Below are 22,076 nucleotides of genomic sequence, written 5' to 3'. Positions count from 1 at the left end.
ATGAGCGAAGTCGTTTACATGTTCGCCATGAGTCTTGATGGCTTCATTGCCAATGATGATGGCAGTTTTGACTGGCTTGAACAGTTTCCTCCGGATGACGGTTTCGGCTTTGAAGAGTTTATGGGCGGCATCACTGGGATAATCATGGGGCGCGAGACATTTGACGTTGTCCGCTCGGTGCCGGAATGGCCATATGGCTCACTGCCAGTCGTGGTTGCAACGCATCAGAAATTCGACAGCCTCCCAGCAAATACCACGACAATGGCTGGCACACCGGATGAACTGCTTGCGGTGTTAAAAGCCATGGGAGCGGATGGCCGCATATGGCTCATGGGCGGCGGCGATCTGGCGCGGCAATTTCTCGATGCCGGACTGCTTGACATCATCGATATAGGAACTATTCCGGTCATACTGGGAAGCGGCAAACCGGCTTTCAAAAAATCATCACGCCACTGGCTGGACCTGCAATCCGCCAAGGCGCTTCATAATGGCGCCGTGCGCTCAATTTACCGCGTCAAGCGATAAGGGACGAATATCATGGGTTTCAAATGCGGCATCGTCGGCCTGCCTAATGTCGGCAAGTCCACGCTTTTTAACGCGCTGACCAAGACTGCGGCAGCACAGGCTGCAAACTATCCATTCTGCACCATTGAACCGAATACCGGTGAAGTGGCTGTTCCGGATCCGCGCCAGAATGGCATTGCCAAGATCGCAGGCTCAAAAGAAATTATCCCAACCCGCATCAACTTCGTTGATATTGCAGGTCTCGTGCGCGGCGCATCCAAGGGTGAAGGTCTGGGCAACCAGTTCCTCGCCAATATCCGTGAAGTCGATGCTATCGTGCATGTTCTGCGCTGCTTTGAAGATGACGACATCACCCATGTCGAAGGCCGTATCGATCCTGTGTCGGACGCAGAAACCGTTGAAACGGAACTGATGCTATCGGACCTTGAAAGCATTGAGCGCCGCATCGTTCAGATCCGCAAGCGCGCTTCGTCCAAGGACAAGGAAGCAACCACCGTTCTGCCAGTGATGGAACAGGCACTTGAGCTGCTGCAGAACGGCAAGCCGGTTCGTCTGATGCTTAAAGACATTGCACCAGATGATCTACTAATCCTCAAGGGCCTGAACCTGCTGACGTCCAAGCCAGTGCTTTATGTCTGCAATGTTGCCGAAGGCGACGCTGCAAACGGCAATGAACACAGTGAAGCCGTCGCCAAAATGGCTGCTGAACAGGGCGCACAGAGCGTTATCATTTCGGCAGCGATTGAAGCAGAAGTGGCGCAGCTTGCAGACGAAGAAGCCAAGGAATATCTCGACGCCATGGGCTTAGAGGAGCCGGGCCTCGATCGCCTTATTCGTGCAGGCTACAAGCTTCTTGACCTGATCACCTACTTCACGGCAGGGCCAAAGGAAACCCGCGCATGGACTATCCGTCGCGGCACCAAAGCTCCGGGCGCTGCTGGTGTCATCCATACGGATTTTGAGCGCGGCTTCATTCGTGCACAGACCATCGCCTATGAAGACTACATCAAGTTCAATGGTGAAGTCGGCGCCAAGGAAGCAGGCAAAGCGCGGGACGAAGGCAAGGAATACATCGTCCATGACGGCGATGTGATGCTGTTCCGCTTCAATACCTGATAAAACGAAGGCCGCTACAAAATAGCGGCCTTTTTTCTACGCATGTCTCCCAAAAGTGGGAACCGGTTTTGGGGTTATAGACATGCGCAGGCAAAAAACAGAGCGGCAAAGCCGCTCTGGTGGGAGGAGACCGGATTGACTGATAAGACGCCCAAATATGCCTATGAAGATTTCACGCAAGGATTGAAGCTACCCTTCGGACCGCGCACTATCACCAAAGAAGAGATTATCGAATTCGCTCGTGAATTCGATCCACAGCCTTTTCACCTTGATGAAGACGCAGGCAAGGCAAGCGTCCTTGGAGGCCTCGCTGCTTCGGGCTGGCATACCGTGTCGCTTTTCATGCGCATGGTCTGGGATGCCTATCTTAAAGATTCGACCTCGCAAGGCAGTCCCGGCATAGAGTTCAACCGCTGGAAGCGACCAGTGCTTGCAGGCGACACACTGAGCGGCTTCTCGACCGTGCTTGATCGCCGCCGCTCTAAATCCATGCCGCATGTCGGCTTCCTGACCGTCCATAACGAGATCGTCAATCAGCGTGGCGAGGTCGTTTGCGAGTTGCAACACACTGCCATGGTCGGCCTTCGCAATCCTGAGATCGAAGGAGATGCGGCATGAGCTTTATCGAAGAGCATCTTGGTGAAGAGCTGACCATCGGCAGCTATAAATTCACCGCAGAAGAAATCATCCACTTCGCTTCAAAGTTCGACCCGCAGCCGTTTCATCTGGATGCGGAAGCAGCCAAGAAAAGCGTGCTGGGCGGCCTTTGTGCGTCAGGCTGGCATACCACAGCAGTCTTCATGAAGCTGAACGTGGCATCCATTGTTGAGGCAACAAAAGATGCGATGAAGCGCGGCGAAATCCCGCCGACATTCGGCCCTTCACCCGGCTTTGAAAACCTCAAATGGCTACGTCCGGTCTATGCAGGCGACACGATCACCTATAAGCGAACGGTCCATTCTGTACGCCCGCTTGGCTCGCGCCCCGGCTGGTCGATGCTCAACATGAGCAGCACCGCCTACAACCAGAATGGCGACAAGGTCCTATCCTTCGATAATGCCGCAATGGTGAAGCTGCCCGCTTAACGAAAAAGGCCCGGAAAACTCCGGGCCTTTTCTTCTGAGGGTGGGGTGAATCAATCACCTTCAAATTCGACAAGTGTGCGAACCGGAACGCCGAGAGCTTCGAGCTTTTTGCGACCGCCAAGGTCTGGCAGATCAATGATGAAGCAGGCCGCGACAATATTGGCACCCATCTGTAGAAGCAGCTTGGCTGCAGCTTCTGCCGTACCGCCAGTTGCAATCAGATCATCGACCAGAATAATCCTCTCGCCCTTTTCGATGGCGTCGCGATGCATTTCCATTTCATCGATGCCATACTCAAGACTATAGGCAATCCGCACGGTATCGCGCGGCAGTTTGCCCTTTTTGCGGATCGGTACAAAGCCAGCCGAAAGCTGGTGCGCAATTGCGCCGCCGAGAATAAAGCCACGCGCTTCAATACCGGCAACCTTATCGACCTTGTTACCAGCAAAAGGATAGACCAGCTCATCGACAGCACGACGGAAAGCCTGCGCGTCACCCATCAACGTTGTGACATCACGGAACTGGACGCCCGGCTTCGGATAATCAGGAATTGTTCTGATCGCGTCTTTCAAAGTGGCTTTGAGCGTCGATTCCATTTTCAGTCCTTTCAGAGGAGAAGCTTATGGCTTCGGCCCGATCAATTATATTGATCACCCTTCAACCACGATATGCACAGCGCGCCAAGCGACTTCCCATGCTTTTGAGCAATTTGTGATACTCATCCAACAAAAAGGGCGCCTCGCGGCGCCCTTTTCAACAGTCTGATGAGACAATCAATGCTTCACATTCGACCAGATCGACCGCTTGGCAATGTAAACAAGGCCCGCAAACAGCACCAGGAAGATGATGACCTTAAAGCCGGTCTTCTTACGCTGTTCCAGATGCGGCTCAGCAGCCCACATCAGGAATGCCGAAACGTCATGCGCATACTGATCCACTGTCTGTGGCGAACCATCATCATAAGTCACCTGATCGTCGCTCAGCGGCTTGGCCATGGCAAGCGACTTACCCGCGATGAAGTAAGGGTTATAATGCGTGCCTTCAGCAACCTGCATACCTGCTGGCGGCTGCTCATCATAGCCGGTGAGAAGCGCGTGGATGTAATCCGGTCCAGCTTCGGCATATTGCGTGAATATGTCGAAGATAAAGGTCGGGAAGCCACGTTCAACAGCACGCGCCTTGGCAATCAGTGAGAAGTCTGGCGGCGCAGCACCATTATTGGCGGCAGCAGCAGCATTCACATTCGGAAATGGCGACGGAAAATGATCTGTCGCAATAGCCTTGCGGGTGAACATTTCACCATCTGCATTGGGACCGTCTGTGACTTCATATTCCGCAGCAAAAGCCTTCACCTGCTCGGGCGAATAACCAAGCGCTTCCAGATTGCGGAAAGCCACGAGGTTCATCGAGTGGCACGCTGCACATACTTCCTTATAGACCTTGAGACCGCGCTGAAGCTGTCCCTTATCATAAGTGCCGAACGGGCCTGAGAAGCTCCAGCTTTCCTGCTTCGGATGATGGATAGGATAATGCTCAGGTTCCCCTTCGCCGCCACCGGCAGCAAAGGCACCGCCCATCGTCACACCGAGTGCCACCAGCGGAGCAATACCGAAAGCAGCGAAACTCTTGAGGATGTTTTTCATTGTTACGTCCTTCATCTCGCACTTCAGCCTTTGATTTCCACTGGGGTAATCTCAGCCTTGCCTTCGCTCTTCTCAAGCACTGCCTCGGTAATCGAGTTCGGCAAGCGCTTCGGCTTTTCAACCAATCCAAGGATCGGCATGATGACGATGAAGAATGCGAAGTAGTAAAGCGTGCCAAACTGCGCCATCAGCGTGTAAACGCCTTCCGCAGGACGCGAACCCAACCAGCCAAGGAAGATGGCGTTGATCACGAACAGCCAGAAGAACAGCTTGAACCAAGGGCGATAAACAGCCGAGCGTACCTTAGATGTATCGAGCCATGGCACGACGAACAGGATCGCAATCGAACCAAACATCACCAGAACACCACCAAGCTTGGAGTCGATCGGGCCAATGTTGAAGGTGATCGCACGCAGCATCGCGTAGAACGGCAGGAAGTACCATTCAGGAACGATATGCGCCGGTGTCTTCAGTGAGTCAGCCTGAATGTAGTTATCCGGGTGACCGAGGAAGTTCGGCATATAGAAGACGAAATAGGCGAAGAAGATAAAGAAGACGAGCGCACCGAAAGCGTCCTTGATCGTCGCATAAGGCGTGAACGGCAGCGTATCGGTCTTTGACTTAACTTCAATACCCGTCGGATTGGTCTGGCCTGTCACATGCAGTGCCCAAACGTGCAGAATAACCACGCCCACAATCATAAACGGCAGCAAATAATGGAGCGAGAAGAAACGGTTCAGCGTTGGATTATCAACCGCGAAGCCACCAAGCAGCAATTGCTGGATCGGTTCGCCTATCACCGGAAAGGCGGTAAAGAAGCCCGTGATAACTGTTGCACCCCAGAAGGACATCTGGCCCCATGGCAGCACATAGCCCATGAAGGCAGTAGCCATCATCAGGAGGAAGATAACCACGCCGAGAATCCACAAAAGCTCGCGTGGCGCTTTATAGGAACCATAGTAGAGACCGCGGGCAATATGCAAATAAACCGCGATGAAGAAGAAGGAAGCGCCGTTCGCATGCATATAGCGCAGCAGCCAGCCGGAATTGACATCGCGCATGATCTTTTCGACCGAATTGAACGCAATGGTCGTTTCAGCCGCATAATGCATGGCCAGCACAATGCCGGTAATAATCTGGGCAATGAGCATGAAGCTCAGAATGCCGCCGAACGTATACATGTAATTCAGGTTACGCGGCGTCGGATAGGCAACAAATGAATCATAGACAAGACGCGGCAAAGGCAGCCGCTCGTCGACCCATTTTTCGATGCCGGTCGAGGGCGTATATGTGGAGTGATGACCACTCATATTTTATCTCCCCAAGATCTGTCTTAGCCGATCCTGATGACCGTATCGGAAGTGAATGCATATTCTGGAATGTACATGTTTTCCGGCGCTGGACCGCTGCGGATACGACCGGCGGTATCATAGGTCGAACCGTGGCATGGGCAGAACCAACCACCAAATGAACCAGATTCACCAAGCGGCACACAGCCAAGGTGCGTACAAACGCCAACCATGACGATCCAGTTTTCCTTGCCTTCACCTGCCGAACGCGCGACGTCCGTCGCTTCTGCATCCAAAGGAAGATTGGCATTGCGCGCTGCAATGTCTTTGAGATCGGTCAAGGCTGTCACCTTGGCGTCTTCAATTTCCTTAGCAGTACGATTGCGAATGAAAATTGGCTTGCCGCGCCATTTGACAGTCATGGATGCGCCTTCTTCAAGCGAAGATACATCGACTTCAATAGACGCTGCTGCGAGTGTCGAAGCGTCGGGACGCATCTGGTCGATAAACGGCCATGCCAGTCCACCGACAGCAACGACACCGGCCATTCCCGTCGCAATATACAAAAAATCACGTCGTGTCGGCTCAGCCGTGTCGTGTGCGCTCACGTGCCAATTCCTTTTTAACCTGGATATTCAATTGATAACTCCCCTCGTCCGTCGTGCACCTGCGCAAAAGCGGTCCCGCACTTTGCGCTCACACGCAAATTGCAGTTCTACAAGTGCTTGCAGAACGAAATTCCCTCCATCTCAACATTAAGGTGTAGGCAGGTTGAAAAGCCTTGTCCAGACGCCAAGCCCAAGGGACGGCACCATGTCGCAGGGAGCCTTTTTGCAAAGTTTAAAATGTTGCCAAACAAAAACCTCCGCGCCAATCTCACTATGCGCGGAGGTTTTTATGATGCAGAAAATAGCTCTAAATTAGTTATCTACGCCCAGAAAACCGCCGGATTGCCGCGCCCACAGACCCGCATAAATACCGCCTTGCGCGATAAGCTCATCATGCGTGCCTTCTTCAGCAATACGCCCCTTATCCATAACAATAAGACGATCCAGCGCTGCGATGGTTGAAAGCCGATGCGCGATAGCTATCACCGTCTTGCCATCCATCAGCTGACGCAGGTTCTCCTGAATGGACGCTTCAACCTCTGAGTCGAGCGCTGATGTGGCTTCATCCAGAATAAGGATCGGCGCATCTTTGAGAATTGCACGCGCAATCGCAATACGCTGTCGCTGGCCGCCGGAAAGCTTAACACCACGCTCACCCACAAAAGCATCAAACGATTTGCGTCCATTGAAGTCTTCAAGCCTTGCAATGAACTCATCCGCTTCTGCCTGCCGTGCGGCCTCCGTAAGATCATCGTCGGTCGCATCATCACGTGCCAGCATAATGTTATCGCGCAGCGAACGATGCAGAAGCGCAGTCTCCTGACTGACGACCGCAAAAGCGCGTCGCAGCGAGGCTTGCGTTACATCGCGCACATCCTGCCCATCAACAAGGATAGCACCCTTCTCAACGTCGTAAAGCCGTAGGATAAGATTAACGAGTGTAGACTTACCGGCACCAGAGTGACCAACCAGCCCGATACGCTCGCCGCCTTTAATGGAGAAATTGATCTTATCCAAAACGCCAGCAGCTTTGCCATAATGGAACGTGACATCTTTTATGTCGATACGCGCATCGGTAATGAGCAATGACTTTGCATCGCGCTTGTCTTCCAGACCAAGCGGTGCAGACAGTAGTTTCATCGAGTTCTCGATCAGGCCAAGCTGCCGCAGCATGCCGTTCAACTGCATCATTAGGCGGCCAAGCAGCATATTGAGACGCAGGATCAAACCCAGCGTGAAGGACACCTGCCCGACGGTAATCGCGTCTTTCGTCCACAAATCAATGGTGATGCCTGCAATGACCACAATCATCACGCCCGAAAGGGCTGTCATGGCAAGCCGCACACCTGTCAATGAGCGCATGAATGGGAAGACTGCCGCGAGATAGCGCTTAAAGCCATCACGCATATAGCGCTCGTCATCATCAACGGTGTTAAGCTTGATCGTCTGGATATTGGAATAGCTGTCAACGATGCGCCCGTTAATCATCGAGCCTGCTTCAGCTGACGCCTCTGCATTCTTGCGGATGCGTGGCAGATAGTGCTTTGCGATCAGGCCAAAGGCTACAATCCAGACAATGACTGCCGCAGCCAGGCGCCAGTCGAGCTGCCCGACCAAAACAAGAGTCGTGATGCTATAGATCGCCATGAACCAGACGACCTGAATGAGGCTTTCAATCAGATCACCTGCCGCCTGACCTGCCTGCCAGACCTTGGTGGCAATACGTCCGGCAAAATCATTCTGGAAGAAGGCATAGGACTGCCGCTGGACATAAGAATTCGCCTGCCAACGGATCATATTATAAAAGCCCGGAGACAGTGTTTGGCCTTCGAGCATTGTCGTGAGCGCAGTCACCAAAAAGCGGATAAAGAGAACCGTAATCGCCATGAACAGCAGTTCCGGGCCAGCGGCTTGAAACAGTTCTGACCAGCTGCGCTCGACACCCGAACGGCCCGCCTGATCAAGAATATCGACCAGCCTGCCGGTGAAATAAAACAACCCCGCCTCAACCAAAGGCGCAAGACCGCCCACAGCAAGTGCGGCTGCAAGCGGCCATTTGGCCTGACGCGCATAATGCCACAGAAACGCGAGCGTTGTTGAAGGCGGTCTCAGCTTGTCCGGTTCGCGGAAGGGATTAACCCAGAGCTCGAACAGGCTGTAAACCGCTTTCATCAATTGCGTATTCCTTACTGTGTCAGTTCAGCTTCGCCCTGCTCGTCAAAGCCAAGGAAGCCGCCCGACTGACGCGCCCATAGTCCAGCATAAATGCCACCGAGCGCTACAAGTTCCTCATGCGTGCCATCTTCAACAATTTGGCCCTTATCCATCACCACAAGACGATCAAGAGCTGCGATGGTCGAAAGACGATGCGCAATCGCGATAACGGTCTTGCCTTCCATCAGCGTGTTGAGGCTGTCCTGAATGGCTGCTTCCACTTCCGAGTCGAGCGCAGAGGTTGCCTCGTCCAGAATAAGGATCGGCGCATCTTTGAGCATCACACGCGCAATCGCGATACGCTGGCGCTGGCCACCGGAAAGCTTGACACCACGCTCACCGACATGCGCATCCAGTCCGCGTCGACCTTTGGCATCGGTCAGCAATGGAATGAACTGATCAGCCTGCGCGAGACGAATAGCCCGCTCGACCATTTCGTCCGTCGCATCCGGGCGTCCATACATAATGTTCTCACGCACTGAGCGATGCAGCAGTGAAGTATCCTGCGTAACCATACCGATACTTGCACGCAACGAATCCTGTTTGACTTTGGATATATCCTGCCCGTCAATCAGAATGCGGCCTTTCTCCAGATCGTAGAAACGCAGCAGCAGATTGACCAGCGTAGATTTACCCGCACCTGAACGCCCGACAAGACCAATTTTTTGCCCGGGTTTAATATCAAGTGACAAGCCTTCGATAACGCCTTTGCCCTTGCCGTAATGAAAGCCGATCTTGTCGAAATCGAGCGCACCCTGGCTGACCTTCAAAACAGGTGCATTCGGAACATCTACAACTTCATGCGCGCGCGAAATCGTTGTGATGCCATCTTCGACTGTGCCAATGTTCTCAAACAGCGCCGACATTTCCCACATGATCCACTGCGACATGCCGTTGAGACGCAACACAAGGCCAATACCAACAGCCACAGCACCAACAGAGATTGAGGCGTTCATCCAAAGATTGATGCCAATCAAACCCACCGCGAACAGCAGAATGCAATTCGACAAATAAAGCGTGAAGTGGAACATCGTGATCATGCGCATCTGGCGATGCACAGTACCCAAAAAGCCATCGAGGCTTTCTTTGACATACGATTCTTCGCGACTTGAATGCGAGAACAGCTTTACGGTCGCTATGTTGGTATAGCTATCAACAATACGTCCGGTCATGGACGACCGCGCATCGGCCTGCTGCTCCGAAATCACCCGTAAGCGCGGAATGAAATAACGAAGCAAGATTAGATAGACCACTAGCCAGACGGCAAACGGGATCATTAGCACAATATCCGCAGAGGCCGCGATAAACAGCGTACCCGCGAAATAGACGATCACGTAATTGAGCACGTCCAGCAGCTTCATCACCGTTTCACGAACGGCAAGAGCAGTCTGCATTAGCTTAGTCGAGATACGCCCGGCGAACTCGTCCTGAAAAAACGACATTGACTGACGGATCAGATAGCGATGCATCAGCCAGCGCACGCGCATCGGATAATTGCCAAGCAATGTCTGATGAATAAGCAGCGAATGGATCAGCACAACGCCGGGCAGAATAACCAGCACCACGCCTGCAATCAGCGACAGCCGCCAGCCTTCATTGCTCAGAAATGTCTCGCGCGACTGATGCGAAAGCCAGTCGACAATATTGCCCATGAAGGCAAACAGCGACACTTCGATAATCGCAATCAGCGTCGTAAAAATCGCCATGCCGATAATCCATGGCCATGAGCCACGGGTATAATACATGCAGAAGGCCACCAGCCCACGCGGAGGCTCTCGCGGCGGTTCTTCGGGATAAGCGTCGAGTCGTTTTTCAAACCATGTAAACATGGTGCCTCTTTTACTTGCACGCTATAAAATTTGGAAGACAAAGACAGGAACAAAAAGGGAATATTTTTGTGATGTGTGAATAAGCCAAATTCGCAACACGTTGCTCAGCAGAGATGTGTTGATGCACGCGTTTCGGCCACGCTCTACTCTTGCAGGCGTCGTATTTGTGGGCTACCCGGCTTGTATGGATCTGCGCATCGCTCTTTACCAGCCTGACATTCCCGGCAACACCGGAACCATTCTGCGCATGGCCGCATGTCTCGGCTTCGCGGTAGACCTGATTGAGCCTGCTGGCTTCGACGTCTCCGACCGTTCTTTGAAACGCGCCGGAATGGATTATCTCGAACAGGCAGCCCTCACACGCCATGCCAACTGGCAGCAGTTCAATGACTGGCGTCTTCAGGCAGGCAAGCGACTGGTGCTGCTTTCCACTAAGGCAGCTGTTCCCTATACGACTTATCGGTTTCAGGAGAATGACATCCTGCTGTTTGGGCGGGAGTCTGCCGGAGTTCCTGATAGCATTCAGGACCTCGCCGATGCGCGGCTGATCATCCCAATGGTACCGGGTGCACGCTCCCTCAATCTTGCGGTTTCTGTTGCGCTCACAGCAGGCGAAGCTATGCGCCAGCGAAATCTCGAAAGCGATTCTTTTTCAATCCCATAAGAGATGAAGCGGAATCAGTTCCCGAAGCAGATTTGAATGCGCCGCAATCTTGCCGGCAGCACAGAATAAACATTTCCAATATCCGGCCAGAAAGGTTCTATCTCCAATGAAACCATCGTTCCGTACTTCCATTCTTTCAGCATCGCTTCTTGCGACCGCACTCGCTGCACCAGCATTCGCGCAGGCTTCCGAGACCATTGCGCCAAAGGTCATGGTCATCACCATGTTTGGTGAAGAAGCAAAGCCATGGCTGGAAGGTGAAAAGTTCACGCAGAAGATCAAGTTTCCAGGTCTAAGCCCTGAATATCCTGATATCGATTGCACGGCAGAGGGCCTCTGCCACATGACCACTGCCATGGGCTTTGCCAATGCCGCAAGTGCAGTTGCTGCCATGGCACTGAGCGACAAACTTGACCTCAAGCATACCTATTTCCTGATCGCTGGCATTGCAGGCGTTGATCCAAAGCACGGCACGCTTGGTTCTGCGCATTGGGCGAAATATGCCGTCGATGCCAACTTGAACCACCGCATTGATATTCGCGAAGCTCCTGAAGGCTGGCCAACAGACTTCTTCGGACTTGGCGCATCAAAGCCGGGTGAAAAACCAAAATGGGCAGCTGGCACAGAAGTCTTTGAACTCAACGGCAAGCTTGCCGATTATGCACTGGCAACGACCAAAGGCGTTGAGCTTCTCGACAGCGATGATGCGAAGGAGTATCGCAAGCATTACACGCAGGAAGCTGCCAAGAGTGCACCAAAAGTCACGATCTGCGACACCGCATCGGCTGACACCTACTGGCACGGCACCAAGCTTGGCGAGGCAACCGAACAGTGGACCAAGCTGCTGACAGACGGCAAGGGCGAATACTGCACCTCGCAGATGGAAGACAACGCCACACTGACCGCTCTCAAGCGCGCAGCCGACGCAGGCAAGCTCGACTTCAATCGCGTCGCGCTTCTGCGCACCTCTTCCAACTTTGATCGTCAGGGCAAGGACCAGACTGCATCAGAGTCGCTCGCTGCAAAGTCAGGCGGTTTCCCGCTGGCCACAACCAATGCCTACCGCGTTGGCAAGACCTATGCTGACAGCATCATCAATGATTGGAAGTCTTGGGAACAGGCACCGCAGACTGACGCCAAGTAAATCTGTAATGCTATAACGACTCAAAAATCAAAGCGCCTTCTGATCGTATCGGAAGGCGCTTTTTTTTGGAGCGCATCCCGAAAAGTGTGAAGCGGTTTTCGGATAGAGATGCGCGTTATAGCAAAATGGCTAATTTGAATCTCAATTCAAGAGCTTAGTCTGTCGGGTTGAATCAGTTTTCTAATCAGACGTTGGCAAGCGGCGCATGGTGAATTCGATCATATCATCAGGCCGTTCGCACCAGCTCTCAATTTCCGTCCAATAGGCCGCTTTCGGAAAACTCTCGAACCATTCGCGTGCTTTGTCGCGTGCGGCCTGTCGCGGCAGGGCAAATGTCTCGCGGACAAAGCCATCACGTGGGAGCCGGCTTTTATTCGCACGGCCTTTTTCAAGCTGCTTGCGCAAGCCTTCAAGCGGCGGTTTGGGCGGTGATGCGTTCATGCAATTGCCTCCCTGTTAGGGACTTTGTGACCCCGTGAGGACTTAAGATAGGCAAGCAACACGCTGATGACGAGTCTTTTCTTGGGGAGAGGAAATTGCCCCTGCCACTCATCTTGTCTTCGCGCTATGCCAGCGCACAGGACTTTGCTAAGTCTCTTTTCTATAAAACGATGACGATACATTGCGTGAGAGGATACAAAAATGCAGCGCGACGAAATTCCGGCAATCATCCCGCAAGATATCGAAGAGAAAAAACTAGCTGCTCAAAACTGGTTTGAAGAACTGCGCGATCGTATCTGCGCGAGCTTCGAGCAGTTGGAAGACGACTTGCAGGGCCAGCTTTCCGATCAGGAACCAGGCCGCTTCGTCCGCACCCCATGGCAGAAAGATGAAGGCAACGGCGGCGGTGGCGTCATGTCGATCATGCATGGGCGCGTATTTGAAAAAGTCGGTGTGCATGTATCCACGGTGCATGGCGAATTCACCCCGGAATTTCGCAAGCAGATACCGGGTGCCGAAGAAGACCCGCGCTATTGGGCCAGCGGCATTTCGCTGATCGCGCATCCGCAGAACCCGAATGTGCCAGCCGTGCATATGAACACGCGCATGGTTGTGACCTCACGCCAGTGGTTTGGTGGTGGCGCTGACCTCACCCCTGTTCTTGACCGTCGTCGCACGCAGGAAGACCCGGATACGCTGGCCTTCCACAAAGCTTTTCGCTTCATCTGCGAAAAGCATAAAGACATTGTCGATTACCAGCGTTTGAAAGAATGGTGCGATGAATATTTCTTCCTGCCGCATCGCGATGAAGCACGCGGCATTGGCGGCATCTTCTATGACTGGCTGCATTCATCTGATGAGCAAGGCGGCTGGGATAAGGACTTCGCCTTCACCCGTGACGTGGGCCGTGGCTTCTCGGTAGTCTATCCGCATCTGGTGCGCCAGAATTTCAACAAGGACTGGACACCGCAGGATCGCGAAGAACAGCTTATCCGTCGCGGACGTTATGTCGAATTCAACCTGCTTTATGATCGTGGCACGATCTTTGGTCTGAAGACAGGTGGCAATGTGAATTCGATTCTATCGTCCATGCCGCCAGTCGTGAAGTGGCCGTAATACTCCAATAAAAAAGGCCGGATTATCCGGCCTTTTTTATTTATGCTTTTGGCTGATTGCGAAGCTTTTCAGCCTGCGCATAAAACTTCTTTTCCCACTCATTGTGGTTATCCAGCCCTTCTTTGATGAAAGGGGTGAAGATCGCCAAATTCATCAGCGCCCAGTTGACGAAACGCGCCGGGAACTTCAGCGGCTTCACGAAGTCCACAAACAGCACCACGCGCGTATGCTCGGTGTGGTTCCATGCTTCATGCTCATAGGCATCGTCGAAAATCAGAACCTTGCCTTCCTGCCAATGACAAATCTGCTTATCGACGCGGATAGCAAGCTTATCGGCGGGCTCCGGAACGATCATACCCATATGCAGACGTAGCACGCCGTTATATGGACCGCGATGCGGCGGCAGATGCTTGCCCGGCTCGAAAATCGAGAACATAGCAGTCGTCAAACCCGGAATATTCTGCACAGCATTCCATGTGTTCGGACATGCTTTGACATTCTGCTCCGACTTCACGCCAAAGCCCAACAGGAAGAAAGTCTTCCAGTGGTTGTCGGTCGAGATCGTCTTCACATCTGACGAAATATCCTGAAACGATGGCAGTTCGCTCTGACGCAACAACACCTTTTCAAGCTCTGCCCGGATGGCCGGATAGGCCTTCTCGACCTCTGCTGCCCATGGGAATGTCGCATTGTCATAAACAGGCGGATTGCCGAGCTTGGCATATTTCAGATTAAGCCGCTCCGCCCATGCAACAATGCCCATGAAGAAACGCGTTACCGCACCCGGACGCTCCATTGGCGCAATGCCTTGCGTGCCAAAATTCTGCTTGGGATCAGAAGAAGCATTCTGCGAAGTCGATGTATCAGGATTGGACATGCCAAGACACTTTCAAAACAAAACTAAAAAACACTCAGCCGTAATCTAATGAAACCATTGCTGAATTTTACAAGTCATCAGCCGTTCATTTTATTGCGATCAAGTTTGTCCAGAAGCGTTTCGCGGTCAAGACTAAAACCGGAGTCAATCCATAAAGTTTCGAGATTGCGCAGCACTTCACCAAGTCCCGGGCCTTTTTCAATGCCAAGTTCCAGAAGGTCGCTACCCGTCACCGGAAAAACGAGCGGCTCATATTTTTCCGTCATATCAAGCAGCCGCGAATAGCCGCCAGCACGGATCATCGCTTCATCGCTGGTGGCCGCTTCCTGACGCGCCGATGCATAAGCCAGCCGGATGCGATCCTGTATCGCTTGCGAGCTGCCGCGATAAATAAGTTTCTTCAAAGCCTGCTCAGAAGTCTCAGACTTAACAGCCTCTGCCCTCGCCCATGCTTCAAGCCGCGCACGCTCGGCATTCGACATTTTCAGTCGCTTGCCCAGTTCCGTCATCCGTGCCGCATCCGGCGGCACAATGCTTTCAAGCCGCAAAAGCGCATCAACCGGCCAGCCAAGATCGGCTTCGGTGCGCACTAGGCCATGAATGGCATCAATGCCCCATTTTTCACTTTCGGGCAAAATGGCGTTCAACACACCTGACTGACGCATCCAGAGCAACGAACGCGACGGATCAGGTGCGGCCAGAAGCTTCTTCAGTTCCGACCAGACACGTTCAGCCGACAGCTGATCGAGGCCGTCTTTCAGCCGCGCACTGGCACGCAGACCTTCTGTTTCGGGACGCCCTGTTCCGTACCAGGCAAAGAAGCGGAAAAAGCGAAGAATACGCAGATAATCTTCACGGATACGCGCCTCCGCATCACCAATGAAGCGCAGGGTTTTGGTTTCAATATCCGCAAGACCACCAACATAATCGATCACATCACCATTGGCCGTCGCATAAAGCGCATTGATGGTAAAATCACGCCGCTCGGCATCGATTTTCCAATCGGTGCCAAAGGCAACTTTGGCATGACGACCGTCGGTCTCAACGTCCTTACGCAAGGTCGTGACTTCAAATGGCTGACCATGAACAACCACCGTTACAGTGCCATGCTCAATGCCGGTCGGCACTGGCTTGAAACCAGCTTCCTTGGCCATTCGCACTGTCTCTTCCGGCAGATGTGTCGTTGCAAGATCAATATCACTGACAGCTGTTCCAAGCAGCGTATTGCGCACAGCACCGCCCACCACACGCACTTCGCCGCCATCGCGATTAAAAGCGGAAAAAAGCGCCTGCAAAGGCTTTGCATGAAGCCAGCTGGCCTTGTCAGAAATATTCATTGTATCGCTCAACGGTAGAGCCTTTCATAAAGTCCGCGAATGATGCCTGCAGTCACGCCCCAGATGAATCGTTCGTGATATGGCATTGCGTAGTAAAAGCGTTCCTGACCATTAAACAACCGGCTTTCGCGCCGGTGATTGGCTGGATTCATCAAGAAAGAAAGTGGCACCTCAAAAATATCTGCGACCTCGTCCGGGTTCGGACACACATCAAAAGGCGTATTGACCACCGCCAGAACTGGCGTGATGGAAAACCCACTGCCCGTGAGATAGCGCGGCATATGCCCGATAATCTCGGCCCGATCAGAAACCAGCCCGATTTCCTCATTGGCTTCGCGCAGCGCGGCTTTTTCCGCCGTTCCGTCCTCCGGATCGATAGCACCGCCGGGAAAAGCAATCTGGCCGGAATGTTTGCGCAGCTTTTCCGTTCGCCGCGTGAGAAGCAAAGTTGCCTCCGACCCGCGATCCACCACCGGCACCAGCACAGCCGCATCGCGCATTTTTGCCGTTACCATCGATTGCGTGAATTCCGGATTGAGCAGATGATCGCCTGTCAGATCATCATGATCCGGCTGCCAGTGACGCACACGCTGCGCAAAATCATTCGCCGAAAACAAATTTTGCACACGCTCATTCATGCAATACGGCCTCCAGCGCATCCGAAGGCATAATCGGGAAAACCACACCATTCGATCGGACCGCAAACATCGTCACGCCATCAACCTCAATCTCTTCGCCCAATGCCACCAAATCATACATGACAGCACGCCCGACCAGCGCTTCAAGCCGTCCACGCACATTGATATAAGGTTTAAGACCGCCGCTTTCATCATCGATAACAAAGCGCAACGGATGCTCAGCATCCACCTCCACCACATCACCAACATTGGTGCGGAAAGTCAGTTTCTGTGCCTCACCCTCGCCCGAGACCTGCATTTCAACAGCAATGAAATGCGCATCCTCAACCCGAATGCCAATTTTTTCCACCGGCGTTACAAGATAGGTTTTGCCGTCGTCATCCTTACGCAACACCGTCGAAAACAGGCGCACAAGCTGCGGGCGGCCAATCGGTGTGCCCATATAGAACCATGTTCCATTGGCCCGGATTTCCATATCCAAATCACCGCAAAAGTCTGGATTCCAGCGCTCGACCGGCGGAATCGCACGCTCTTTCGTAGCGGGTCCGCTGGTTGCATCAGCATGGGCGCGCGCAATCAGTGCTTCCAGTCCGCCCATATTGTCAGCATCGCGCTTTACGCTTTGCGGCGTTTCGTTGCCTTCGGGGGTGATTTTTATCATCCGACTCGGTTATCCCTGTCCGAATGTGAATTTAACTCTTAAAGTCATGAAATAGTCACCGTTTCACGGCTTGTCAGCATATATAGTGTTTTGAACATTATATTGCAGGTGCGGATATTTTTGCGAGGTCCTTATGAGCGTAGTTGTTAGCCCCGAAATCGCCAATCCCGACCAGATTGTTGCCGAAGCAGAAGCAGCGCTCGCCGACATCGCTCGCATTAAGGAAAATGTCGGAACGGTTATCTTCGGGCAGGAAAGCGTTATCGAACGCACGCTCGTCGCGATTCTCGCTGGTGGTCATGCGCTGCTCGTCGGTGTTCCGGGCCTTGCTAAAACCAAACTTGTCGAAACACTTGGAACAGTGCTTGGGCTTTCAGGTCAACGCATTCAGTTCACCCCTGATCTGATGCCATCCGATATTACCGGCTCGGAAGTGATGGAGCAGGATGCCGATGGACGCCGCTCGTTCCGGTATCTCAAAGGCCCGATTTTCACACAGCTTCTAATGGCCGACGAAATCAACCGCGCCTCGCCACGCACGCAGTCAGCCCTTTTGCAGGCGATGCAGGAATATCACGTCACAGTCGCCGGTCAGCGCTATGATCTGCCCGCACCGTTTCATGTGCTCGCAACGCAAAATCCACTGGAGCAGGAAGGCACCTATCCGCTGCCCGAAGCCCAGCTCGATCGCTTTTTGATGCAGATCGACATTCTCTATCCGGAACTCGATGCCGAGCGCCGCATTCTGCTCGAAACCACAGGCGTTACTGAGGCAAAGCCGCATGCGGTTCTCGATGCTGAACGTCTGCGCCAGATGCAGGCGCTAGTGCGCCGTATGCCAGTTTCGGAAAGCGTCGTTGACGCTATTCTGAAACTCGTGCGTTCTGCGCGTCCCGATGCCGACAATGAACATGCGAAAAAGCATATTGCATGGGGTCCGGGTCCACGCGCCAGTCAGGCACTAATGCTCTGCGCACGCGCACGCGCTCTTTATGAAGGTCGTCTCGCCCCATCCGTCGATGATGTGAAAGCATTGGCCGAGCCGGTTTTGCAACATCGTATGGCGCTTAATTTCGCAGCGCGTGCCGATGGTATGCATGTGCGTGATGTCATCGCCAATCTGGTGAAGGCTGCCGCCTAATGGTGATCGGCGCAAAAGTTTCATCGGCAGATCGCAAAGATACTTTGGCGCGTGCACGAGCGCGCGCAGCCAGTATCCCCGACCTGCTGGTCGAAGCGCAACGTGTCGTCAACACTGTGATGAATGGTTGGCATGGCCGTCGCAAACGCGGCCCCGGCGAAAACTTCTGGCAGTTCCGGCCCTATGTGCAAGGCGAAACGCTGGCCCATATCGACTGGCGACGCTCAGCGCGTGACGATCATACCTATGTGCGCGACCGTGAATGGGAATCCGCCCACACTGTCTGGCTGTGGTGCGATTTCTCACCCTCGATGCTTTACCGCTCGCAGCTTTCATCCGTTTCCAAAGAAGCCCGTTCACTGGTGCTGACCCTTGCACTGGCCGAACTTCTTTCGCGTTCGGGTGAGCGCATTGCTTTCCCATCGCTGTTGCAGCCCTTTTCGGCGCGCAATGGTGCGGAACGCTTAGCAAGCGCATTGATGCATGAAACCACATCACGCCCACTACCAGATATTGACCAGATCCGCCGCTTTTCGGAAGTGGTGCTGGTTTCAGACTTCCTGCAACCGCTTGATGAGTTGACAACTTTGCTTGACGATCTGGCACGCCGTGGTGTTCGCGCGCATCTGGTGGAAGTCGCCGATCCTGCAGAAGAGACCTTCCCCTATTCCGGTCGTACGGAGTTTCGCGACCCCGAAACCGGAACCACGCTTGTCGCAGGCCGAGCCGAAACATACGCGGAAGATTATCGCCGTCTCTATATAGCGCGCCGCGATACACTGGCCGATTTTTGCCGCCGCCTCGGCTGGAGCTTTACCACGCATCGCACCGACACACCCGCAACGCAGGCTCTGTCGCGATTGCATGATGCTCTAAGCGTATCATCCGGGAGTGCGCTCGGATGAATTTCTTACCCCTTGCTTTCGGCTCACCGCTCATTCTCGCAGGCCTTGTCGCGCTGCCGGTCATTTGGTGGCTGCTACGCATGACACCGCCGCGCCCGCAGGAAGAAACCTTCCCGCCATTGCGCATTCTGGCACAGGTTTTCAAACGAGAAGAAGTGCCTTCCAAAAGCCCATGGTGGATGACGCTGCTGCGTTTGCTGATCGCAGCGCTCGTCATTCTCGCACTTGCTTCACCCATCTGGAATCCGCGTCCCCTCGCCCTTTCCGGCGATGAACCGCTGGCTATCGTCATTGATAATGGCTGGGCTTCCGCGGAAGACTGGACGCAGCGCGTGACTGCCGCTGAAAAACTGATTGCGGATGCGGAAGGCACCAACGCACAGATTTACGTGCTTGGCACCGCAGAGCCAGCCAATGCCGAGATTGGCCCTTATGATGCCAGCCGCGCATTGGAACGCTTGCAAGCCTTGCAGCCACGCCCGATCCCCGTTGATCGCAAGACAGCACTGGATCGCCTGGCATCAACCGTGCCGCAAGGCGAAAAAATCCGGCTTGCTTTCATGAATGACGGGCTAGCTAATGCCACCGACAAGGACATTTTTGCAAAGCTTGATCAGGATGGTCGTCTAGCCTCAGTTCTCTGGTATGCGGCTGATCTCGACCGCGTTGTGGCGCTAACCAGCATCGACAACAAAGTCGACAGCCTAGAGGCAAAGGCAATCCGCCCTGAAGGCATAACCATGCCGCGCACGCTGACCGCCTCTGCCTTTGATGACAAAGGCCGTCGCATTGCAGAAGCGCCACTCTCTTTCGCCGTGGGCAGCACAGAAGCAACCGCGCGATTTAATCTGCCGGTGGAATTGCGTAATGATTTCCGCGTCATCCGCATTGATGGCATCCAGCAAGCGGGAGCCACACGTCTTATCGATGCAGGATCAGAGCGCCGCACCATTGGTCTTCTAGCAAGTGGCGATGGTGATCTCGCACAGCCGCTTTTGTCGCCGCTGCATTATATTTCGCGTGCGCTTTCGCCTTATGCAAATCTGATCGAACCACGTTCCGCAGACCTCATGAAAACTGTGCCGGAACTGCTTGATGCGAAGCCTTCCGTCCTCATCATGGCCGATATTGGCACTTTGCCAAAGCCAGTTGAGGAGCAGCTTTCCAAATGGGTTGAAGATGGTGGCACACTGGTACGTTTTGCCGGACCTCGCCTTGCCGGTGCTGGCGAAAACGATCCGCTTCTGCCTGTGCGTCTGCGCAAAGGTGAACGTGCTTTGGGCGGGACACTATCATGGTCAGAACCGCAAAAACTGCGTTCATTTTCCGACAAAGGTCCGTTTGCGGGTTTGACCGTCCCAGACGATGTAACCGTTACACGACAGGTTCTGGCCGAGCCATCTTTTGATCTCAACGACAAAGCCTATGCAACGCTTGCCGATGGTACGCCGCTTGTGACAGGCGAAAGCCGTGGCCGCGGCAATGTGGTTCTCTTCCACAGTTCACCCGATGCCACATGGTCAAGCCTGCCGATTTCCGGCTCATTTGTCGAAATGCTGCGCCGCATCGTATCGCTCTCGCAGCGCACCAATACGCAGGGCAGTCATGAAGCCATTTCCCTACCGCCTTTCCAGCTTCTTTCAGCTTCAGGAGCGCTGATACCTCCTTCACCGGAAGCAAAGCCTATTGTGGTAGAACAAGAGCAACTGCCCGATGTCAGCATCAACACACCGCCCGGCTTTTATGGCAATGAGGACGGTTTGAAGGCACTCAACATTTTTGAGGGAAGCAACATCAAACTGCTGCCAATGACCCCTCCTGCTCTCTCGGTTGGACTAACACCTGCGTTTTATGGTGCAGATCAATCCATTTCGTTGCGCGGTCCGTTCTTCGCACTTGCCGCCATGCTTCTGGCGCTTGATACATTGCTGATGCTTTGGCTGCGTGGCGCATTCCGTCGTCGCATGAAAATCCGCTCGAAAATTGCAGGCATCGCTATTCTGATCGCAGCTGCGTCCGCCGTATGCTTAGTGCCTATCTCTGTCCCTTACGCCCAGGCGCAACAGGTGCACAACGATAGCAAACCCGGCGATGAAACCATTATAAACTCAGTTTCGCAAACCCACCTTGCCTATATCATCACCGGCAATGCCGCGACGGATGACATCAGCAAAGCTGGTCTGCGCGGACTGACTTTTGCGCTTAGCGATAAAACGGCGTTAGAGCCGGGTGATCCGATTGGCGTTGATCCGGCCAAAGACGAACTGGCCTTCTATCCGTTGATCTATTGGCCGATTGATCCTGATGCGCCAATGCCGACACCTGAAGCAATCGCCAAGGTTGACGCCTATATGCAGCAAGGCGGAACCGTGCTTTTTGATACGCGTGACCAGCTGCAGGCGGGTACGAGCCTTGATGCATCGGCCTCCCCCGCCAATCAGCGCTTGCGTACAATTCTCGACGGCATGAATGTACCGCCGCTTGAGCCAGTTCCCGACGATCATGTGCTGACCAAGTCTTTCTTCATCATGCCGGATTTTCCCGGTCGCTATGAAGGCAGTCCGCTCTGGGTTGAGGCAACGGCATCACCCGATGCGACACGCGACCGGCCAGTGCGCACCGGTGATGGTGTCTCGCCCATTATGATAACCGCCAATGATTTCGCTGGCGCTTGGGCGGTGGATGAACAGGGCAACCCGATGTTGCCGACCGTGCCCAATGATCCGATGCAGCGCATCTATGCCATTCGTGGCGGCGTGAATATTGTCATGTATATGCTCACCGGCAATTACAAATCTGATCAGGTCCATGTTCCCGATCTCCTAGAGCGGTTGGGGAATTAA

21 protein-coding genes are annotated in these 22,076 nt (G+C 53.6%); 10 read left to right on the top strand and 11 right to left on the bottom strand.

What is annotated here, in order from left to right:
• The 4 genes from J2782_RS00920 to J2782_RS00905 all read left to right on the top strand — a co-directional run bounded on the left by J2782_RS00920 (nt 1) and on the right by J2782_RS00905 (nt 2,726).
• Complete coding sequence (locus J2782_RS00920; protein ID WP_310009741.1) at nt 1-525, top strand: dihydrofolate reductase family protein; 525 nt, start codon at nt 1-3, stop codon at nt 523-525.
• Between the two features lie 12 nt (nt 526-537).
• Nucleotides 538-1,641: a redox-regulated ATPase YchF gene (gene ychF, locus J2782_RS00915; protein ID WP_310009740.1), complete on the top strand. Its 1,104-nt coding sequence runs from the start codon at nt 538-540 to the stop codon at nt 1,639-1,641.
• Nucleotides 1,642-1,776: 135 nt separating this feature from the next.
• The gene (locus J2782_RS00910) at nt 1,777-2,259 is read left to right on the top strand and encodes a MaoC family dehydratase (protein WP_310009739.1); all 483 of its coding nucleotides are present in this window, start codon (nt 1,777-1,779) and stop codon (nt 2,257-2,259) included.
• A complete protein-coding gene (locus tag J2782_RS00905; RefSeq protein ID WP_310009738.1) occupies nt 2,256-2,726 on the top strand; it encodes a MaoC family dehydratase in 471 nt (156 codons plus the stop codon). The genes J2782_RS00910 and J2782_RS00905 overlap by 4 nt, the downstream gene beginning before the upstream one ends.
• 50 nt (nt 2,727-2,776) lie before the next feature.
• Here J2782_RS00905 and J2782_RS00900 read toward each other — a convergent pair whose 3' ends face one another.
• The 6 genes from J2782_RS00900 to J2782_RS00875 form a co-directional block, all read right to left on the bottom strand.
• On the bottom strand, nt 2,777-3,322 hold the full coding sequence (locus J2782_RS00900) for an adenine phosphoribosyltransferase (RefSeq protein WP_250038765.1): 546 nt from the start codon (nt 3,320-3,322) through the stop codon (nt 2,777-2,779).
• Between the two features lie 177 nt (nt 3,323-3,499).
• Entirely contained in the window at nt 3,500-4,369 is an 870-nt protein-coding gene (locus tag J2782_RS00895) for a cytochrome c1 (RefSeq protein ID WP_310009737.1), read from the bottom strand.
• 23 nt (nt 4,370-4,392) lie between these two features.
• Nucleotides 4,393-5,679, bottom strand: coding sequence for a cytochrome b (locus J2782_RS00890; RefSeq protein ID WP_310009736.1), 1,287 nt, complete (start codon nt 5,677-5,679; stop codon nt 4,393-4,395).
• A 23-nt stretch (nt 5,680-5,702) separates the two neighbouring features.
• Nucleotides 5,703-6,266, bottom strand: a complete 564-nt coding sequence (gene petA / locus J2782_RS00885) for a ubiquinol-cytochrome c reductase iron-sulfur subunit (protein WP_250038762.1) — start codon at nt 6,264-6,266, stop codon at nt 5,703-5,705.
• A gap of 312 nt (nt 6,267-6,578) precedes the next feature.
• Nucleotides 6,579-8,438: an ABC transporter ATP-binding protein gene (locus J2782_RS00880; protein WP_310009735.1), complete on the bottom strand. Its 1,860-nt coding sequence runs from the start codon at nt 8,436-8,438 to the stop codon at nt 6,579-6,581.
• Nucleotides 8,439-8,452: 14 nt separating this feature from the next.
• Nucleotides 8,453-10,309: an ABC transporter ATP-binding protein gene (locus J2782_RS00875; protein ID WP_310009734.1), complete on the bottom strand. Its 1,857-nt coding sequence runs from the start codon at nt 10,307-10,309 to the stop codon at nt 8,453-8,455.
• A 184-nt stretch (nt 10,310-10,493) separates the two neighbouring features.
• On the opposite strand from J2782_RS00875, the gene J2782_RS00870 reads away from it, so the two are divergent.
• Nucleotides 10,494-10,973, top strand: coding sequence for a tRNA (cytidine(34)-2'-O)-methyltransferase (locus tag J2782_RS00870; protein WP_310011024.1), 480 nt, complete (start codon nt 10,494-10,496; stop codon nt 10,971-10,973).
• 106 nt (nt 10,974-11,079) lie between these two features.
• Nucleotides 11,080-12,117: a purine-nucleoside phosphorylase gene (locus tag J2782_RS00865; protein ID WP_310009732.1), complete on the top strand. Its 1,038-nt coding sequence runs from the start codon at nt 11,080-11,082 to the stop codon at nt 12,115-12,117.
• Between the two features lie 180 nt (nt 12,118-12,297).
• On the opposite strand, the gene J2782_RS00860 is transcribed toward J2782_RS00865, so the two are convergent.
• Complete coding sequence (locus J2782_RS00860; RefSeq protein WP_310009731.1) at nt 12,298-12,558, bottom strand: hypothetical protein; 261 nt, start codon at nt 12,556-12,558, stop codon at nt 12,298-12,300.
• Nucleotides 12,559-12,759: 201 nt separating this feature from the next.
• Between J2782_RS00860 and hemF the strand changes: the two genes are divergently transcribed.
• A complete protein-coding gene (gene hemF, locus J2782_RS00855) occupies nt 12,760-13,674 on the top strand; it encodes an oxygen-dependent coproporphyrinogen oxidase (protein WP_310009730.1) in 915 nt (304 codons plus the stop codon).
• 40 nt (nt 13,675-13,714) lie between these two features.
• Here hemF and olsC read toward each other — a convergent pair whose 3' ends face one another.
• From olsC to J2782_RS00835, 4 genes are all read right to left on the bottom strand, one after another.
• Nucleotides 13,715-14,551, bottom strand: a complete 837-nt coding sequence (olsC, locus tag J2782_RS00850; protein WP_310009729.1) for an ornithine lipid ester-linked acyl 2-hydroxylase OlsC — start codon at nt 14,549-14,551, stop codon at nt 13,715-13,717.
• 77 nt (nt 14,552-14,628) lie between these two features.
• On the bottom strand, nt 14,629-15,900 hold the full coding sequence (locus J2782_RS00845; RefSeq protein ID WP_310009728.1) for a CCA tRNA nucleotidyltransferase: 1,272 nt from the start codon (nt 15,898-15,900) through the stop codon (nt 14,629-14,631).
• Nucleotides 15,897-16,526, bottom strand: coding sequence for a CoA pyrophosphatase (locus tag J2782_RS00840; protein WP_310009727.1), 630 nt, complete (start codon nt 16,524-16,526; stop codon nt 15,897-15,899). The genes J2782_RS00845 and J2782_RS00840 overlap by 4 nt, the downstream gene beginning before the upstream one ends.
• On the bottom strand, nt 16,519-17,187 hold the full coding sequence (locus tag J2782_RS00835; RefSeq protein WP_310009725.1) for a DUF1285 domain-containing protein: 669 nt from the start codon (nt 17,185-17,187) through the stop codon (nt 16,519-16,521). Before J2782_RS00835 ends, J2782_RS00840 begins: the two co-directional genes overlap by 8 nt.
• A gap of 133 nt (nt 17,188-17,320) precedes the next feature.
• Between J2782_RS00835 and J2782_RS00830 the strand changes: the two genes are divergently transcribed.
• Genes J2782_RS00830 through J2782_RS00820 form a run of 3 tightly spaced genes read left to right on the top strand, consistent with a single transcriptional unit; the run spans nt 17,321 to nt 22,076 of the window.
• Complete coding sequence (locus J2782_RS00830; RefSeq protein WP_310009724.1) at nt 17,321-18,328, top strand: AAA family ATPase; 1,008 nt, start codon at nt 17,321-17,323, stop codon at nt 18,326-18,328.
• The gene (locus J2782_RS00825; protein WP_310009723.1) at nt 18,328-19,233 is read left to right on the top strand and encodes a DUF58 domain-containing protein; all 906 of its coding nucleotides are present in this window, start codon (nt 18,328-18,330) and stop codon (nt 19,231-19,233) included. The genes J2782_RS00830 and J2782_RS00825 overlap by 1 nt, the downstream gene beginning before the upstream one ends.
• Nucleotides 19,230-22,076, top strand: coding sequence for a DUF4159 domain-containing protein (locus J2782_RS00820; RefSeq protein WP_310009722.1), 2,847 nt, complete (start codon nt 19,230-19,232; stop codon nt 22,074-22,076). Before J2782_RS00825 ends, J2782_RS00820 begins: the two co-directional genes overlap by 4 nt.

It is taken from the genome of Brucella pseudogrignonensis, from assembly GCF_031454375.1.
GTDB classification, from domain to species: Bacteria; Pseudomonadota; Alphaproteobacteria; order Rhizobiales; family Rhizobiaceae; genus Brucella; species Brucella pseudogrignonensis_A.
The sequence above is the reverse complement of the archived record's forward strand: the minus strand, read 5'-3'. Positions and strand labels throughout refer to the sequence as shown.

Excerpts from the sequence above, each read along its gene's own strand:
- J2782_RS00920 (WP_310009741.1), top strand. The coding sequence starts at position 1 with ATGAGCGAAGTCGTTTACATGTTCGCCATGAGTCTTGATGGCTTCATT.
- ychF (WP_310009740.1), top strand. The coding sequence starts at position 538 with ATGGGTTTCAAATGCGGCATCGTCGGCCTGCCTAATGTCGGCAAGTCC.
- J2782_RS00905 (WP_310009738.1), top strand. The coding sequence starts at position 2,256 with ATGAGCTTTATCGAAGAGCATCTTGGTGAAGAGCTGACCATCGGCAGC.
- J2782_RS00900 (WP_250038765.1), bottom strand. The coding sequence starts at position 3,322 with ATGGAATCGACGCTCAAAGCCACTTTGAAAGACGCGATCAGAACAATT.
- J2782_RS00895 (WP_310009737.1), bottom strand. The coding sequence starts at position 4,369 with ATGAAAAACATCCTCAAGAGTTTCGCTGCTTTCGGTATTGCTCCGCTG.
- J2782_RS00890 (WP_310009736.1), bottom strand. The coding sequence starts at position 5,679 with ATGAGTGGTCATCACTCCACATATACGCCCTCGACCGGCATCGAAAAA.
- J2782_RS00880 (WP_310009735.1), bottom strand. The coding sequence starts at position 8,438 with ATGAAAGCGGTTTACAGCCTGTTCGAGCTCTGGGTTAATCCCTTCCGC.
- J2782_RS00875 (WP_310009734.1), bottom strand. The coding sequence starts at position 10,309 with ATGTTTACATGGTTTGAAAAACGACTCGACGCTTATCCCGAAGAACCG.
- J2782_RS00870 (WP_310011024.1), top strand. The coding sequence starts at position 10,494 with ATGGATCTGCGCATCGCTCTTTACCAGCCTGACATTCCCGGCAACACC.
- J2782_RS00865 (WP_310009732.1), top strand. The coding sequence starts at position 11,080 with ATGAAACCATCGTTCCGTACTTCCATTCTTTCAGCATCGCTTCTTGCG.
- J2782_RS00860 (WP_310009731.1), bottom strand. The coding sequence starts at position 12,558 with ATGAACGCATCACCGCCCAAACCGCCGCTTGAAGGCTTGCGCAAGCAG.
- hemF (WP_310009730.1), top strand. The coding sequence starts at position 12,760 with ATGCAGCGCGACGAAATTCCGGCAATCATCCCGCAAGATATCGAAGAG.
- olsC (WP_310009729.1), bottom strand. The coding sequence starts at position 14,551 with ATGTCCAATCCTGATACATCGACTTCGCAGAATGCTTCTTCTGATCCC.
- J2782_RS00840 (WP_310009727.1), bottom strand. The coding sequence starts at position 16,526 with ATGAATGAGCGTGTGCAAAATTTGTTTTCGGCGAATGATTTTGCGCAG.
- J2782_RS00835 (WP_310009725.1), bottom strand. The coding sequence starts at position 17,187 with ATGATAAAAATCACCCCCGAAGGCAACGAAACGCCGCAAAGCGTAAAG.
- J2782_RS00830 (WP_310009724.1), top strand. The coding sequence starts at position 17,321 with ATGAGCGTAGTTGTTAGCCCCGAAATCGCCAATCCCGACCAGATTGTT.
- J2782_RS00825 (WP_310009723.1), top strand. The coding sequence starts at position 18,328 with ATGGTGATCGGCGCAAAAGTTTCATCGGCAGATCGCAAAGATACTTTG.
- J2782_RS00820 (WP_310009722.1), top strand. The coding sequence starts at position 19,230 with ATGAATTTCTTACCCCTTGCTTTCGGCTCACCGCTCATTCTCGCAGGC.